Origin of the sequence: Amycolatopsis sp. WAC 01375, from assembly GCF_003947325.1 — a bacterium.
In the GTDB taxonomy this organism is placed as follows: domain Bacteria; phylum Actinomycetota; class Actinomycetes; order Mycobacteriales; family Pseudonocardiaceae; genus Amycolatopsis.
Map to the genome: position 1 here is coordinate 32,851 of NZ_QHHW01000036.1, position 15,849 is coordinate 48,699.

A 15,849-nucleotide genomic window follows, 5' to 3' on the forward strand; every position below is an offset into this window, starting at 1 on the left:
GCCTCTTCCGTCTTCACCGGCGTCTACCCGACTTGGTGCAGCCAGGTGACCGGGGCACCGTCACCGGCGTGCCGGTACGGTTCGAGCGCTTCGTCCCAATTGGCGGCGAGGAGCTCGTCGAGCTTGTGCGCCAACGATTCGCCGGTGCGGACCTTGCTCACGAGAGCGCGCAACTGGTCCTCACCCACGACGATGTCGCCGTTGGCACTGGTCCTGCCGTGCCACAGGCCGAGACCTGGAGCGAAACAGAACCTTTCGCCGTCGACCCCCGCACTGGGCTCTTCGGTGACTTCGAACCTGATCATCGGCCACGCCTTGAGCGCGGACGCCAGCTTTCCGCCGGTGCCCGAAGGCGCACGCCAACCACATTCGGCGCGGAGCTGTCCTGGACTGGCGGGCTGCGCCGTCCACTTCAACTCGACTCGGGCACCCAGGGTGCCCGAAATGGCCCACTCGACGTGCGGACACACCGCAGACGGCGACGAGTGGACGTACACCACGCCACGGGTGTTGCCACGGGTGCTCACTGCTGACCTCCGCTACTCGACGAGGGGCGTCTTCCCCTACGACCTCGCGAGCTGCGCTGGTCAGGTGGCTCGTGCCGCCTCCCGGTACGCGTGAGCACATTGTGCACCCCAACTGTGCTGTTTGGCCACATGAACACCATAAGTCGCACCTGATTGGGACGCGTGACTCACGTGAGGGCCCCCTACGCGGGTTAACCCTGGTACGGCGTTCCGCACGGTCCGTGAAGGCCTCCTTGAGGGACTCTGGGTCCCTCAAGGAGGCCTTCACGGACTTGCCTCAGGTCAGCCCTGGGCGCCCAGGGACTTCGCCGCGGCGAAGGTGTCCACCAGGCCGGTGCCCTTGTCGAAGCTCGACGTGTACGGCCCGGCCGCCACATACGGCGAGCCGTTGGCGAACTTGTACGCCGTGCCCTTGATCGCGGCCTCGATGTCACCCGGGGTCGCGGACGGCGCGACCTGGAACAGCTGCGCGACGATGCCGGCGATCTGCGGCGCCGCCATCGAAGTCCCGCTGATCACGTTGTAGGTGGCGAGGTCCAGGAGTCCGGGGCCGTTCTTGGGTTGCAGGCCCTGCGTACAGATCGGCTGTGTGGGACGGCAGGACGAGAGGATGTTCTCCCCCGGCGCGGAAACGTCGGGCCAGCTCGCCTCGTCGGTCTTGAGACCGCGCGAGGAGAAGTCGGACACCGTGCCGTCGCGGGTGCCGGTCCCCTTGTCGTTGAACGACGCCGCGGAAAGCACGCCCGGCGTCTGGTCCTGCCCCGGCGGGTTGGAGAGGTTCGCCGAACCGTCACCGCCGTCGTTCCCGTTCGCCCACACCGTGACGACGCCTTCCGCGGCGAGCGCGCGTTGCAGCTTCACGGTCGCCGAATTCGGGTCGAAGGCGCCGCCGCCGCTGGGACCGTAGGAGTTGTTCGTCACCTTGATCGGCGGGCAGACCGACGCCGCGACACCCGCGCCGCAGGGTGCCTTGTGGTTCTCCAGCACCCAGTTCAGCGCCGCGTCCGTGCCGAGCACGAGCAGCGCCGCCCCGGTCGAGACCGAGACGATCTTCGAACCCGGCGCCGAGCCGCCGACCTTCGTGCCGTCGGTCAGCGTCAGCTGGTTCCCGGCGGCGATGCCGGTGACGTGCGTGCCGTGGCCGCCAAGGGCGAGGGTGTCGGTGTCGACGGAGGTCGGGACGTCGACGATGCAGTTCGTCGCCGTGCCGTCGAGACAGAGACTCTTGAGATTGCGCACCACCCGTGTCTTGCCGTCGGCGCCCTTGAACGCCGGATGGGTCGGGTCGACGCCGGTGTCGATGATCGCGACGGAGACGCCCCGGCCGTCCACGGAAGCGCCGCCGGCGTCCTTGAGCTGCGCCTGCGTCTGGAGGCTCCGTGTCGCCGTGGTGCCGGAGCTGCCGTGCGCCTTGAGCTTCTCGTTGCCTTCGACGTAGGTGACCCCGGCGGCCTTGCGCACAGCGCGCACCTGGTCGGCGGTGCCCCGGACGGCGACGACGCCGATCTTCCCGAACGAGGTGATCTTCGTGAGTCCGGCCGCGCGGGTCGCGCGTTCGGCGGTGGCGACGTCGCCGGCGTGCACGAGCGCGGTCACCCCCGTGGCGCCGGTGACGGCCGAGAGCAGTCGGGACAGTCCGGGGGCGACGGGGGCGAGCGGTCCCGCGGCCTGCGCGGGGACCATCCCCGCGGCCGGGACTGCCAGCAGGGCGACGACGAGCGCTGCGCGTCGACGCCAAGGACGAGATACGGCCATTGCGTTTCTCCTGGTGACAGGGGGCAAGGAACTGTCACCTACCAACGAGTACCACCCGGACGGGTGACGGTGCTCACGCGCATTACAACTTTTCGGAGCAACATCACCGCGCCTACCTGCGACGTGTCTTCCCGTTGCTCCGGATGGAGGCGCTAGTTTGTGCAGCGAGACCGACGAGATGGGGAGGGGTTCGGTGCGACTCGTTCGCCTCGCTCAACAGCCGTCCCGGGTGGCCGAGGACGTCCGCGCCGCGCTGGCTTCACTCGGCCGGGGCAGCAACGTCGTCGGCGGGGTCGCCCTCGTCGGCGCCAGCCCGGTCGACGGGCGGCCCGTGGAGGCCGTCGTCGTCATGCCGAAGGGCATCCTCATCGTCATCGGCGTCGACCTGCCGGACCCGGCGTTGAAACTCGAAGCCCCGCTCGGCGGACCGTGGAAGGCCGACGGCTGGCCGCTGGTCCACGGTGACACCTCGATCAACCCGGCCACGGACGCGCTCTCGCTGTCCGCCGCGTGCACCCACAAGATCGCGGACGTCGCCCCCGGCGCCGGGCCGATCGGCACGATCATCGCCGTCGGCCCCTATGTGGAGACGGTCGACCAGCCGGCCGCGGATCTCGCCGGCTCGGTCCGCGTGCTGTACCCGACGGCGACGACGATGCTCGCCGCGACGGTCTCGCTGGCCACCGCGCCCCGGCCCCGCTCGGTCCAGCAGGCGCGGGAACTGATCGCCGCGCTCGCCCCGGACGCGCCGCCGATGCCCGAGGAGATGCTGCTCGGCGAGGGGTTCAGCGCCTACTCCGACGACGAGCCGACGGTGATCCGCGAGAACCCGCTCGTCGCCATCGCCCCGACGGTTCCGGTGCAGCATCCGGGGAAGGCGAAAAGACCGGCGAAACCGGCCGTTCCCCCCGTCAAGCCCGTGCAGGCGGCCCCGCCCGTTCAGCCCGTTCAGCCTGTTCAGCAGGCCGCCGCCGCGAAGCCCGCTCCTCCGGCCCGGCGAACCCCGCCACCGGCGGGCCCTCCCGCCGAGCCGTCCCCGAAGAAGTCGCACCAGTCCAAGACGGTGAAGTGGCTTCCGGTCGCCGCGATCGGCCTGCTCATCGTGCTGCTGGTCGCGGCCATCAGCGTGGCCTCCGGTGGTGACGACACGGCGTCCACGCAGACTCCCCCGCCGCCGACCCCGGCCAGCAGCCCTCCGTCTCCGAGCAGCAGCGCGGTGGAAAACATCCAGTTCACCTCGCGGGCGTCGGCCGCGGATCAGAAATGCGCGTCGCACGCGTACGGCGACGTCCAGGCGAGCCTTCAGCAGACGAGTTGTGCAGGGGTGAAACGGGCCAGTTTCGCCAGTTCCATCGACGGCCGGGCCGCCGCGGTGACGATCGCCGTCGTGGAGTTCCCGAACACCGGGCAGGCGACCGCGTTCAAGGCCGCCGCCGACACCCCCGGCGGTGGCGGCATCCTCGACCTCGCCACCGAGACCAACCAGTGGCAGGGCGAGGTCCCGGTGTTCGAGGGCGCCGCCTACCAGAGCAGCCTCGACGGGAAGTCGGTCCGGCTGGTGCAGGTGGTGTGGGTGCCGGGACCGTCCACTGCGGACGATCCCGGCCTGGTCCGCGGCGCGAAGGCCGCACTCGAACTGCCGGTGAACGGCTAAAGCCCGTATGCCTCAAGCAGGCGCAGCCACACTTCGCTGATCGTGGGGAACGACGGGACCGCGTGCCACAGCCTCGACAGCGGGACCTCCCCGACGATCGCGATCGTCGCCGAGTGCAGCAGTTCGGACACGTCCTGCCCGACGAAGGTCGCGCCGAGGAGAACACCGCGTTCGGTGTCGACGACGATCCGCGCCTTGCCCGCGTAACCGTCCGCGTGCAGCGACGAACCGGCGACCGCGATGTCGATGTCGACGACGCGGTGCGGCTTGCCCTCCTCGGGTCCGGCGAGCCCGACCGAAGCGACCTCCGGGTCGGTGAAGACGACCTGCGGGATGGCGTGGTGATCGGCCGTGGCGCTGTGCGCGCTCCAGGCGGCGGAATCGACCGGCTTGCCCGCCGCCTGCGCGGCCACGGAGTCCCCGGCGGCCCTGGCCGCGTACTTGCCCTGATGGGTCAGCGGCGCCCGGCCGGTGACGTCCCCGACGGCGAACAGCCAGCGACCGTCCACAGCGGACACACGGCCGTTGTCGTCCGTCTCGAGCGGCGCGCCCGCTTCGAGCCCGATCGACTCGACACCGAGTCCGTCGGTCGCCGGGCGGCGGCCGGTGGCGACGAGGAGTTCGTCGACGATCAACCGGTCGCCGCCCTTCAACGCCAATTCCTTGCCACCGTCCACTGCGGACACGGAGTCGATCCCGGAGCCGGTGTGCACGGTGACCCCGGCTTCGCGGAGTCCCGCGATAACGGCGTCACCCGCGAACTCCGGCAGCCGCGGCAAGGGACGTGCCCCGGAGATGATCAGGTGGACTTCGGCGCCGAGTGTGGCGAAGGCCTGCGCCATTTCGACTCCGACCACCCCGCCGCCCAGTACGCCGAGGCGGCCCGGAACCTTCTCCGCCGAAGTCGCCTCTCGCGAACCCCACGGGGAAACGGTGTCCAGCCCGGGGATCGACGGTGTCCGTGGGACGCTGCCCGTGGCGACGATCACGGCGTGCCGCGCGGTCAGCATGTCGCCGCCGTCGACGGTGACCTCCCGCTCACCGGTGATCCGGCCGTGCCCGCGGATCGGGACGATCCCGACGCCTTCGGCCCACTTGACCTGTCCGGTGTCGTCTCCCTTGCCGGTGAACCAGTCCCGGCGCGCGAACACCTCGGCCGGGTCGACCGCGTCGCCCACCGGGACGCCGGGCACCCGCTTGGCGGCGGCGAGGAGGTTCCCCGGCCGCAGCAGCGCCTTGCTCGGAATGCAGGCCCAGTAAGAACATTCGCCGCCGAAGCGCTCGTGTTCGACGAGCGCGACCCGCAGTCCGCCGCGTGCTGCCCGTTCGGCGGCGACCTCGCCGACGGGGCCGCCTCCGATCACGATCACGTCAAAAGTCTGTGCTGACATGCATTCAGCGCACACCACCGCGCAGCTTCGCGCAACCTGCCGCTATCCTCGTGTCGCTGCGTGAGTCATCAGCCGCGGGTTCAGGTTGCACCGTGCCGGTTACGCAGTAGAACGATCGAGCGCGGGAGGTTTTTTTCATGGCCAGGAACACTGCTGTGCATTTGCTGGATGATCTGACCGGCGAGGCGGCCGAAGAAACAGTCGCTTTCGGCTTGGACGGAATCGCTTACGACATCGACCTTTCGGCCGACAACGCCACCGCACTCCGGGAAATCCTGCGTGCCTATGTGGAAAACGGCCGACGGATCGGTGGACGGAAACTGCGGCCGCGGGTCGTGCAGCGACCCAAGGGCGCGCGGGTGTCGAAGTCGACCCCGAAGACCACGGCCACCGCCGCGAAGGCCGAGGCGAAGTCGGCCGCGAAGCCGGGCCGCAAGCCCGCCGCGAAGGGTGTCGCCGGCCGCAGGCCCGCCGCCGCCAAGGCCGCTCCCAAGACCGCGGCCGCGAAGACCACCGCCGCCAAGGTAGAGGCCAAGGCTCCGGCCAAGACCACGGCGAAAGCCACCGCTGCCAAGGCGAAGGCGGCCCGCGGCGCGACGGCGAAGGCCACCGCGACCAAGGCTCCGGCAGGCCGCGCGAAGACCGCCGCCGCCGCGACCAAGACCACGGCCAAGGCCGCGCCGAAGACCGCGGCCAAGACGACTGTCGCGAAGGCAGCCGCCGCGAAGACGACGGCCGCCAAGGCCGCGCCGAAGGCCGCCGCCAAGACGCCGGTGAAGAAGGCCGCGGAGCCGAAGAAGACCACGCGCGCCGCCCGTAAGGTGCCGGCCGTGACATTCTCGGCCACCGAAAAGTAATCGATAGACAAAAGGGGCCCCATTCGCGTGGTAGCGAATGGGGCCCCTTTGTTGTCGTGAGTGATTTGGGTCGTTCCAACGACCCAAATCACTCACGAGGCCGGACGCTGAGCCCCTTCCGAATGCCACTTCGGATACCCGTACCGCGTCTGCCGGAGCGAGCGGTGCCACTCCCGCTCCTCGGCCGTGGGCTTCCGGGTGGTGAGTTCACCCAGTCGCGCGGCCGCCGCCACGCGGACCGCGGCCGTGACTTCGGCAACACCTTTGCGCAGGCCATGCTCGGCGAGCGACGCGACCGGGCTCCGGTGGGAGTCGAGCGGACGGGGATCCGCGGGGGCCGAAGTGAGGTACCGGCCGACCCGCTCGGCCGCGGTCGACACGAGCAGTGTCGAATGCGCGAGCAAGCCCGTTCTCGTCCGGAACACGGCGAAACCGCACAACTTCGCGTCACCGACGAACAGTCCCCGATCACCGACCCGCGACGGCAGCCCGAGTTCGGCCACCGTCGCGGTCATCAGTTCCCCGAGCGCTTCGAGCGGCTTGACGGCTTTCGCCGACAAGCCGAGCTCTGGCAGGACGAGGGTGATGTTGAGATTGCCGGGATCGTGGAAGACGGTGCCGCCGCCGCTGGCCCGACGCAGCACCGGGACGCCGTCGCCGGCGCAGACGTCGGCCTTGACCTCGCGTTCGATCTTCTGCCCCCGCCCCACGACCACGGAGTCGGTGCTGCGCCAGATCCACAGGACCGGCGCCTCCGGCGCGGCACGCAGGAGGGCTTCGTCGAACGCGAGGTTGTCGGCCGGGTCGTCGAACGAGGCGACGACTTCCGAAGGACCGATCACAGTGCTTTGAGTTCCTCCACGATCTCGCCCACCGACGATTTGGCGTCGCCGAAGAGCATGCTTGTCTTCGCATCGTAGAAGAGCTCGTTGTCGATGCCGGCGAAGCCCGAGCTCATCGAGCGCTTGAGCACGATCACCGACCGGCTGTGGTTCACCTTGAGGATCGGCATTCCGTAGATGGGCGAGCCCGGATCGGTCTCCGCGGCCGGGTTCGTGACGTCGTTCGCGCCGATCACCAGCGCGACGTCGGTCTGGGCGAACTCGGAGTTGATCTCGTCCATTTCCTTGAGCTGTTCGTACGGGACGTCGGCCTCGGCGAGGAGCACGTTCATATGCCCCGGCATCCGGCCCGCCACCGGGTGGATGGCGTAGGCGACCGTGATCCCCTTGGCCTCCAGCAGTTTCGCCATCTCGCGGACCACGTGCTGTGCCTGCGCGACGGCCATGCCGTAGCCGGGGACGACCACGACCTTGTTCGCGTACGCCATCTGGATCGCGGTGTCGGACGCGCTGGTGCTGCGGACCGGGCGAACCTCGCCGGAGCCACTGCTCGCCACCGCCGTGCCGCCACCGAACCCGCCGGCGACGATGGCCGGGATCGACCGGTTCATCGCCTTCGCCATCAGGTTCGTCAGGATCGAACCCGAAGCACCGACGATCATGCCCGCCACGATCAGCGCGGTGTTGTCGAGCGCGAGCCCCATGGCCGCGGCCGACAATCCGGTGAGCGCGTTCAGCAACGAGATGACGACCGGCATGTCCGCGCCGCCGATCGGCAGCACGACCACCACGCCGAGCACGCCGGCCGCGAGCAGCAGGCCGATCATCAGCAGTTCGGCGTCACCGCCGACGGCGATGACGACCGCGAAGACGATCGCGGCGATCAGCACCAGCGCGTTCACCGGCTGCTGCAGTTTGCCCAGCGTGATCGGGCGGCCGGAGATGAGCTCCTGCAGTTTCCCGAACGCGATGTTCGAGCCCCAGAAGGACACGGATCCGACGATCGCGGCGAACAACGACGCGATCGCGACGTACGCCGGCTCGTGCGCGTAGCCCTCGGTGGTGCGGAACTCGACCCACGCGATGAGCGCGACCGCCCCGCCGCCGACGCCGTTGAACAACGCCACCATCTGCGGCATCGCGGTCATCTTCACCTTGCGCGCGGACGGCACGCCGACGACGACACCGATCGCGACACCGAGCGCGATCAGCAGCCAGTTGCTCATTCCCGGTGTCAGCAGCGTCGCGATCACCGCGATGCCCATGCCGATCGCGGCGATCCAGTTGCCGCGTACCGCGGTGCGCGGACCGGTCAGGCCCATCAGGCCGTAGATGAACAGTGCGAAGGAAATGATGTAGAGGACGGCGATGAAGGTCGTCACTTGTCACCACCGTCTTCCGGCTTCTTCGCCTTGAACATCGAGAGCATCCGGTCGGTGACGAGGAAGCCGCCGACCACGTTGATCGTGCCGAAGGCGATCGCGATCACCAGCAGGATCTTGTTCAGTACGCCGTCGACCCCGAGGCCGAGCACGATGAGCCCGCCGAGCAGGACGATGCCGTGGATGGCGTTGGTGCCCGACATGAGCGGGGTGTGCAGCGTGTTGGGCACCTTGGAAATGACCGTGAAGCCCACGAATCCGGCGAGTACGAGGATCGCCAAACTGCCTACGAGCATCACTCGCCCCCTTCTTCTTTTCCGGCGACGCAGGCCCCGGCGACGATCTCGTCGGAGAAGTCGAGCGCGAGCTTGCCGTCGGAGTCGACGAGCAGTTCGAGCAACTCGGTGACATTGCGCGCGTAGAGCTCGCTGGAATGCGCGGGCATCTCCGCGGCGAGGTTGAGCGGCGAGCAGATGGTGACGTCGTGCTCGACGACCTCCTCGCCCGGTTTCGTCAGTTCGCAGTTGCCGCCGGACTCGCCGGCGAGGTCGACCACGACACCACCGGCGGGCATCCCTTTCACCGCGTCGGCGGTGACGAGGACCGGCGCCTTGCGGCCAGGGACGAGCGCGGTGGTGATCACGACGTCGAACCTCGTGATCGCCTCGGTGAGCCTGCGTTGCTGCTCGGCCTTTTCCTCGTCGGTCAGCTCGCGGGCGTACCCGCCTTCGCCGACCGCCTCGATGCCGAGGTCGAGGAATTTCGCGCCGAGCGACTTGACCTGCTCACCGACCTCGGGCCGGACGTCGTACCCGGTGGTCTGCGCGCCGAGCCGTTTCGCCGTCGCCAAGGCCTGCAAACCGGCGACACCCGCGCCGAGTACGAGCACCTTCGCCGGTGGCACCGTTCCGGCCGCGGTGGTGAGCATCGGGAAGAACCGGGTGAGTTTCTCCGCCGCCAGCAGTACCGCGCGATAGCCCGCGACACTGCTCTGCGACGACAACGCGTCCATCGCCTGCGCGCGGGAGATCCGCGGGATCGCCTCGACGGCGAAGGCGCGGACGCCCGCCGATTCGAGCGCCGCTATCCCGTCCGGATCACCCCGTGGATTCAGGAAGCCGATGAGAATGGTGCCCTGCTTGAGCTTCGCGACTTCGGCCGCGCTCGGAGGCGCCACCTTCACCACGATGTCGGCATCCCACGGATCGCCGATCACCGCGCCGGCCTGCTCGAAGGTCTCGTCGGCGAGCAGCGCGCCGGCGCCCGCGCCGGGCTCGACCACCACCCGCAGTCCGCGTCCGGAGACGCGCTCGATGAGCTTCGGTACCAGCGCGATGCGGCGTTCACCTTGTCCGGTTTCCCGGACAACACCGACCGTGAGCTGCTCGTTTTCTGCCGCCACAGGCGACCTCCTCGCTGGAGAGGACCACACGAACCCGCACTGTTTACCACGTCCGGCCGACAACTTTCCTGGCTGAACGTATCCGGGCGGCATCTTTCCGTGACATCGCTCATCACGATCGATCCAGCCATCGATCCAGGTGCGCGACGTCATATGGGGTCGGCCGCTGGTGAGAGGAAGGCCGAACGTGGTGTGTCCGGGTGGTCGTGAGTGGCGTTTCGTGTTCTAACCCGAATCGCCACTCACGAGGGCTTGGCCGATGTCTTTGCCCGCCGGAGTACATGAAGGTCGAGTTTCCTCGGCTGAGCCGAGGGAAGGGGGCCTTCACGCGCCACTGTTGTGGCTGCTGGCGCCTGTGGGGCGAACGCTTTCCGCATCACGGAACGCTTCGCCAGTTCGGCACGCCCAGAAAGATCAGCCGCAGCCGCCGTTCGGCCGTACGCCCGATCTCGTCGTCCCGCGACGGTGCCTCGAGCAACTCCAGCACCGTCGTGAGCATTGTCGTCACGATCAGGTCGGCGAGCAGGTGGAGATCTTCGGTGCTCCATTCGCGGAGATTGTCGAACCGCGCGAGGTCGACGGCGAGTTCGCTGACGAAGAGCTTGAGCTCGAACGCGATCGCCTGCCGGACCGGTCCCGTGCCGCCGTAACGCTCCCGGGTGAGGAAATGGAAGTGGTCCTCGTGCGCCCGGACGTGCTCGCGCAGGATGCGCACGGACATCTTGATCATGTCGTTGTACGCGGCCGGTTTGGTGCGTGCCGAACGGATCATCGTGCGCAGTGTGCGCATCGACTCCTCGACGAGCGCCACGCCCAGTTCGTCCATCGACGCGAAATGGCGGTAGAACGCCGTCGGCACGATGCCTGCCTGTTTCGCCACCTCGCGCAGGCTCAGCCCGGAGAACCCTCGTTCCGCCACCAGATCCAGGGCGGCGTCCAGCAGCGCCTGCCGTGTGCGCTGTTTGCGCTCCTGCCGGGAAACGGGCTCCGTTGTCACGACGGACAGCGTAATGGCCTCCGCGGTATCACTCACGTCACATCGCCCTCCTCTCGCGTTGACAAGCGCGACCATCGCCACTTCACTATTGAGTGTACAAGCGTTCACTGAATTTGGGAGAAGTGATGACGGCACTGGTACCGCGCAGGGCCAGGCGGCTGGCCTCGCTGGCCGAGGCCCTGCTCACGCCCCATGGCATGGACCGCTACCTCGAACTCGTCGATCCGATGCTGGTCCGCCGGGAGATCCGCGGCCTGGTCACCGACGTCCGGCGCCAGACACCCGACACGGTCACGCTGACCATCCGGCCGAGCCGCGCCTGGCGGGGACACGTCGCGGGCCAGTACGTGCGGGTGACCGTCGAGATCGACGGCGTCCGCCGGACCCGCTGTTACTCACCCGCCGGTTCGGAGCACGACGGATCACTGGAACTGACCATCAAGGCCGACCCGCAGGGGCTCGTCTCGCGACACCTGAACCGCACGGTCACCATCGGTTCGGTGCTCGGACTGTCCACTCCGGACGGTGAGTTCACCCTGCCTTCGCCGAGGCCGCGGCGGATCCTGCTGCTCAGCGGCGGGAGCGGGATCACGCCCGTCCTGTCGATGCTGCGCACGCTCGCGCACGAGAAGTACGAGGGTGATCTCGCCTTCCTGCACTACTCCAACGGGGCCGAAGACGCGCTCTACAGCGCCGAGCTCGCCGACCTCGCGCGCCGCCTGCCCGGCCTGCGGGTGGTACACGCGTTCACTCACGCCAAAACCGGAGGCGACCTGCACGGGTTCTTCTCGAAGGAGCACCTCGCCGAGGCCGCGCCGTGGTATCCCGACGCCGAAACCTTCCTGTGCGGTCCGAAGCCGCTGATGGATTCGGTTCGCGAGGTCTTCGAGGCCGACGGCCTGGGTGTACATCTGCACACCGAGGAGTTCACGCCACCGGCGCTCACCTTCGACACCGAGAACGCCGAAGGGCAGGTGCGGTTCGCGCGCAGCGGCCGCGAATTCGCCAACTCCGGGAAACCGTTGCTGGAGCAGGCCGAAGAGGCGGGGCTCAGTCCGGAGCACGGTTGCCGGATGGGCATCTGCTTCTCCTGCACTCAGATCAAGACCTCCGGCTGCGTGCGCAACGCCAAGACCGGCGAGACCTCCAGCGAAGAGAACGAAGAGATCCAGCTCTGCATCTCCGTCCCGGTCGGGGACGTCGAGATCAACGCTTAGAAAGGAGCCCGCGATGACCGGCTTGCAGGACAAGCTCACCCCCGCCCAGGTCGAGGAGTTCGGCCGCGAACTGGACGAGATCCGGCAGCGGATCGTCGCCGACCTCGGCCAGGTCGACGTCGACTACATCCACAACGTGATCAAGACCCAGCGCGCGCTCGAAGTCGCCGGGCGCGGGCTGCTGTTCGCCGGGTTCTTCCCGCCGGCGTGGGTCGCCGGGGTGACCGCGCTTTCGGTGGCGAAGATCCTCGACAACATGGAGATCGGCCACAACGTCATGCACGGCCAATACGACTGGACGCGCGACCCGGCGCTGAGCTCGCAGAAGTTCGAATGGGACACCGTCGCGCCGTCGGAGAACTGGCGCCACTCCCACAACTACATCCACCACACGTACACGAACATCCTCGACAAGGACCGCGACATCGGTTACGGCGTCCTGCGGATCGACCCGGCGCAGAAGTGGAACCCGTACTACCTGGGCAACCCGGTGTACGCGACGCTGCTCGCGCTGTTCTTCCAGTGGGGCGTCATGCTGCACGACCTCGAGTTCGACCGCGTCGTCAAGGGCGAGCGCAAGTGGTCGGACAACAAGGAGGTCGGCCTGAAGATGCTCAAGAAGGCCGGGCGCCAGGTCGGCAAGGACTACGTGCTCTTCCCGTTGCTGACCGGTCCGCTCGCACCGCTGACCTTCCTCGGCAACGCCACCGCGAACCTGACCCGCAACCTGTGGGCGTTCTCGATCATCTTCTGCGGGCACTTCCCCGCAGACGTCGAGAGCTTCACCGAGGAGGAGACCGAGAACGAGTCGCGGGGCCAGTGGTACCTGCGGCAGATCCTCGGCTCGGCGAACATCAGCGGCGGCAAGCTCTTCCACATCATGACCGGGAACCTCTCGCACCAGATCGAGCATCACCTGTTCCCGGACATCCCCGCGCGCCGCTACCCGCAGATCGCGGGCGAGGTGCGGGCGATCTGCGAGAAGTACGGCCTGCCCTACAACACCGGTCCCCTGCACAAGCAGCTGTTCTCGGTGGCCAAGAAGATCGTGAAACTGGCACTGCCCTGGAACGGTGAACCCCGCACTCCGGCTACCGTGGAGAGCGACAAGACCCTCCGAGCGGCTTAAGGTGTCTGACATGGTCGGTCAGTTCGAAAGCACCAAGGACGTGGTCCAAGAGGTCACCGAGTCCGCGGCCACCCACATCGGCAACATCGCGACGATCATCACCGGCGCGATCCGGGACATCGCCCGCGAGACCGGCGATTGGCTGACGGACGTCATCGAGATGCGTGAGGCGTCCCAGCGGGCGCAGGCCGACGGGACCCGCGAAGACTAGAGGAATCGTGAGTGGCGATTCGGGTTATCGAGGGGTAGGACAAAGCGACATTCCCCTTGATTCGCGTCCTGTGGACGGCTGGCGAGCCTCCGGAAGTCCGTGAAGGCCTCCTTGAGGGACTCTGGGTCCCTCAAGGAGGCCTTCACGGACTTCGGCTGCCGACCCATGTCGCGAAACAAGCCTTCGCAACCTGCCACAGCCGCGTCGGCGAAGATTACGGAAAACCGGATGGGCACGAGGCGGTGACCACGGCAGGCTGAAGCCATGATCACCCGCCTCGCTCCGCGCCGGTTCGCCGGTCACGTCCTCAGCGCGCAGCTGAGCCGCGCGTACTGGGCCGAGCTGGCGTGGGTGATCATCGGCGCGCCGCTGACGCTGGTGTTCATGGCGCTCGTCGTCGTCGGGCTGTTCCTCGGGATCGGCCTGAGCCTGCTCACCATCGGCCTGCCGGTGCTCATCGGCGTCTTGGCGGGTGCGCGGCTGATCGGCGCTGTCCACATCGGCCTGGCGCGTGCCCTGCTCGGGACCACGGTCGCCCCGCCGGCCCGGCCCGAACCGCGGCCGGGGCTCTGGAACGGGGTCAAAGGGCGGCTCGGGGATCCGATGGGCTGGCGGTCGATCGCCTACCTGGTGATCCGGCTGCCGTTGTCGTTGACCGGGTTCTTCCTGGTCGTGTCCCTGTTCGTGTACGCCGTGAGCACGCTGACCTATCCGCTGTTCTGGTTCACCCTGAACGGCGAGGCCATGCCGACGTTCGACCTCCGCGTCGACACCTGGCCTCTCACCCTGCCGCTCGCCCTCACCGGGCTGGCCGTACTGCTGGCGATGCCGTGGGTGGTCCACGGCCTCGCCGAATTCGACCGCCTGCTGGTGCGCGGGGTCCTCGGCGCCGAGGACCTCTCCAAACGTGTACGCGACCTCGAACGCACCCGGGCGACCGCGGTCGACGACGCGACGCGGCGGCTGCGCCGGATCGAACGCGACCTTCACGACGGCGCGCAGGCCCAGCTGGTCGCGCTCGCGATGAAGCTCGGCATCGCGAAGGACGAGCTGGCCGGCGACGGCGACATCGAGCAGGTCACCGCCCTGGTCACCGCCGCACACGCCAACGCGAAACAGGCGCTGGTCGAGCTGCGCGACCTCGCCCGCGGCATCCACCCCGCCGCACTCGACGCCGGCCTCGACGTCGCACTGTCCACTTTGGCCGCGGGCTCGGGCATCGACGCGCGGATCACCGTGGACCTGCCGAGCAGGCCGTCGCCGTCGATCGAGACGATCGCCTACTTCACCGTCGCCGAGTTGCTGACCAATGCCGCCAAACACACTTCCGCCGCGATCGAGGTCGACGTGGGTATCGTCGGCGACGGCCTGCGCCTCGTGGTGCGGGACGGCGGTGAAGGCGGCGCCCGGCTGGAACGCGGCGGCGGGCTCGCCGGGATCGCCGAGAGGCTCGCGACAGTGGACGGCGGGCTCGACATCGACAGCCCTCCCGGGGGGCCTACGGTGATCAGCGCGGAGATACCACTACGGAAATAGAACAATGGGGGGCGGCGTGCGCGTCGTGATCGCGGAGGATTCGGCCATCCTGCGGGCGGGACTCGTCGAACTGCTGAATCTTCGGGGGCACGAGGTCGTCGCGGCCGTCGCCGACGGCGACAGCCTGTGCGCGGCGGTTCGCGAACACCGGCCGGACGTGTCCATTGTGGACATCCGGATGCCGCCGACGCACACGGACGAAGGACTCCGCGCGTCGATCGCGTTGCGTGCGGAGCTGCCGGGGTGCGCCATCCTGCTGTTCTCGCAGTACGTCGAAACGCAGTACGCGACGGAACTCCTCGCCGACCGCGCGGGTGGCGTCGGCTACCTGCTGAAGGACCGAGTCGCGGAGGTGTCGGACTTCCTCGACGCGCTTCAGCGGGTCGCCGACGGTGAGACCGTGCTCGACCCGGAAGTGGTCAGTCAGCTGTTCACCGCCACCCGGAAGACGGACGCGCTCGCGGGACTGACGCCGCGGGAGCGAGAGGTGCTGGGACTGATGGCCGAGGGGCGGTCGAACTCGGCCATCGCGGCGGCGCTGTTCCTTTCGGCGGGCTCGGTGGAGAAGTACGTGTCGAGCATCTTCGGGAAGCTGGCGCTGCCTCAGTCCGAAGGGGACAATCGGCGGGTTCTCGCTGTGCTGCGGTACCTGGAGTCCTGAGAAGTGGACTGAAGGGGAGCTTCGCCGCATCGGCGGATCCGGCCACGGGCGAGGTCGGCCTCCAGTCACGCGAGATCGGCGTCCGATCACGGGTGATGTCCGTCGACGTGAACCGCCCAGGCCATGAATTCGCCAACAACGTCATCTCGTGCGGTGAAGGACGCTTTCGCTGAATGGCATGCGGGGGAAGCTCCCTTCGGCCGATCCAGCCGGCGAAGGCCTACCGGGCGATGCTGTGGACGGGCCGGGTGGACTGAACCGGAGGCGACAGCAAAGGTCCCCCGCTCC

The 15,849-nt window shown here is 68.4% G+C and carries 15 protein-coding genes; 7 read left to right on the forward strand and 8 right to left on the reverse strand.

Annotated elements, in window-relative coordinates; genetic code table 11:
* Positions 1-23: 23 nt before the first annotated feature.
* Both DL991_RS23005 and DL991_RS23015 read right to left on the reverse strand, forming a co-directional pair.
* Positions 24-527: a DUF3145 domain-containing protein gene (locus tag DL991_RS23005; protein ID WP_091599164.1), complete on the reverse strand. Its 504-nt coding sequence runs from the start codon at positions 525-527 to the stop codon at positions 24-26.
* 282 nt (positions 528-809) lie between these two features.
* A complete protein-coding gene (locus DL991_RS23015) occupies positions 810-2,282 on the reverse strand; it encodes a S8 family serine peptidase (protein ID WP_125786419.1) in 1,473 nt (490 codons plus the stop codon).
* A gap of 193 nt (positions 2,283-2,475) precedes the next feature.
* On the opposite strand from DL991_RS23015, the gene DL991_RS23020 reads away from it, so the two are divergent.
* Complete coding sequence (locus tag DL991_RS23020) at positions 2,476-3,936, forward strand: hypothetical protein (protein WP_199754036.1); 1,461 nt, start codon at positions 2,476-2,478, stop codon at positions 3,934-3,936.
* Here the strand turns inward: DL991_RS23020 and DL991_RS23025 are convergent.
* Complete coding sequence (locus DL991_RS23025; RefSeq protein ID WP_199754037.1) at positions 3,933-5,306, reverse strand: NAD(P)/FAD-dependent oxidoreductase; 1,374 nt, start codon at positions 5,304-5,306, stop codon at positions 3,933-3,935. The two genes, DL991_RS23020 and DL991_RS23025, sit on opposite strands and share 4 nt — an antisense overlap.
* A gap of 158 nt (positions 5,307-5,464) precedes the next feature.
* Between DL991_RS23025 and DL991_RS23030 the strand changes: the two genes are divergently transcribed.
* Positions 5,465-6,184 (forward strand): histone-like nucleoid-structuring protein Lsr2, encoded by a 720-nt coding sequence (locus DL991_RS23030; protein WP_125786420.1) that lies wholly within the window; start codon positions 5,465-5,467, stop codon positions 6,182-6,184.
* A 92-nt stretch (positions 6,185-6,276) separates the two neighbouring features.
* Here the strand turns inward: DL991_RS23030 and DL991_RS23035 are convergent, their stop codons facing one another.
* From DL991_RS23035 to DL991_RS23055, 5 genes are all read right to left on the reverse strand, one after another.
* Positions 6,277-7,026, reverse strand: a complete 750-nt coding sequence (locus DL991_RS23035) for a lipoate--protein ligase family protein (protein ID WP_125786421.1) — start codon at positions 7,024-7,026, stop codon at positions 6,277-6,279.
* Entirely contained in the window at positions 7,023-8,408 is a 1,386-nt protein-coding gene (locus DL991_RS23040; protein ID WP_125786422.1) for an NAD(P)(+) transhydrogenase (Re/Si-specific) subunit beta, read from the reverse strand. The genes DL991_RS23035 and DL991_RS23040 overlap by 4 nt, the downstream gene beginning before the upstream one ends.
* Positions 8,405-8,704, reverse strand: a complete 300-nt coding sequence (locus DL991_RS23045; RefSeq protein WP_007032801.1) for an NAD(P) transhydrogenase subunit alpha — start codon at positions 8,702-8,704, stop codon at positions 8,405-8,407. Before DL991_RS23045 ends, DL991_RS23040 begins: the two co-directional genes overlap by 4 nt.
* Entirely contained in the window at positions 8,704-9,810 is a 1,107-nt protein-coding gene (locus tag DL991_RS23050; RefSeq protein WP_125786423.1) for a Re/Si-specific NAD(P)(+) transhydrogenase subunit alpha, read from the reverse strand. Before DL991_RS23050 ends, DL991_RS23045 begins: the two co-directional genes overlap by 1 nt.
* A 376-nt stretch (positions 9,811-10,186) precedes the next feature.
* Positions 10,187-10,843 carry a TetR family transcriptional regulator gene (locus tag DL991_RS23055; protein WP_125786424.1) on the reverse strand — a complete coding sequence of 219 codons (657 nt, stop codon included), beginning with the start codon at positions 10,841-10,843 and terminating at the stop codon, positions 10,187-10,189.
* Between the two features lie 89 nt (positions 10,844-10,932).
* On the opposite strand from DL991_RS23055, the gene DL991_RS23060 reads away from it, so the two are divergent.
* The 5 genes from DL991_RS23060 (at position 10,933) to DL991_RS23080 (ending at position 15,561) form a co-directional block, all read left to right on the forward strand.
* Complete coding sequence (locus DL991_RS23060) at positions 10,933-12,024, forward strand: ferredoxin reductase (protein WP_125786425.1); 1,092 nt, start codon at positions 10,933-10,935, stop codon at positions 12,022-12,024.
* A gap of 13 nt (positions 12,025-12,037) precedes the next feature.
* Positions 12,038-13,153 carry an acyl-CoA desaturase gene (locus DL991_RS23065; RefSeq protein WP_125786426.1) on the forward strand — a complete coding sequence of 372 codons (1,116 nt, stop codon included), beginning with the start codon at positions 12,038-12,040 and terminating at the stop codon, positions 13,151-13,153.
* Positions 13,154-13,163: 10 nt separating this feature from the next.
* Complete coding sequence (locus DL991_RS23070; protein WP_125786427.1) at positions 13,164-13,364, forward strand: hypothetical protein; 201 nt, start codon at positions 13,164-13,166, stop codon at positions 13,362-13,364.
* 264 nt (positions 13,365-13,628) lie between these two features.
* On the forward strand, positions 13,629-14,900 hold the full coding sequence (locus tag DL991_RS23075) for a sensor domain-containing protein (RefSeq protein WP_125786428.1): 1,272 nt from the start codon (positions 13,629-13,631) through the stop codon (positions 14,898-14,900).
* A 16-nt stretch (positions 14,901-14,916) separates the two neighbouring features.
* Positions 14,917-15,561 carry a response regulator transcription factor gene (locus DL991_RS23080; protein ID WP_034311085.1) on the forward strand — a complete coding sequence of 215 codons (645 nt, stop codon included), beginning with the start codon at positions 14,917-14,919 and terminating at the stop codon, positions 15,559-15,561.
* The last annotated feature ends 288 nt before the right edge of the window (positions 15,562-15,849 follow it).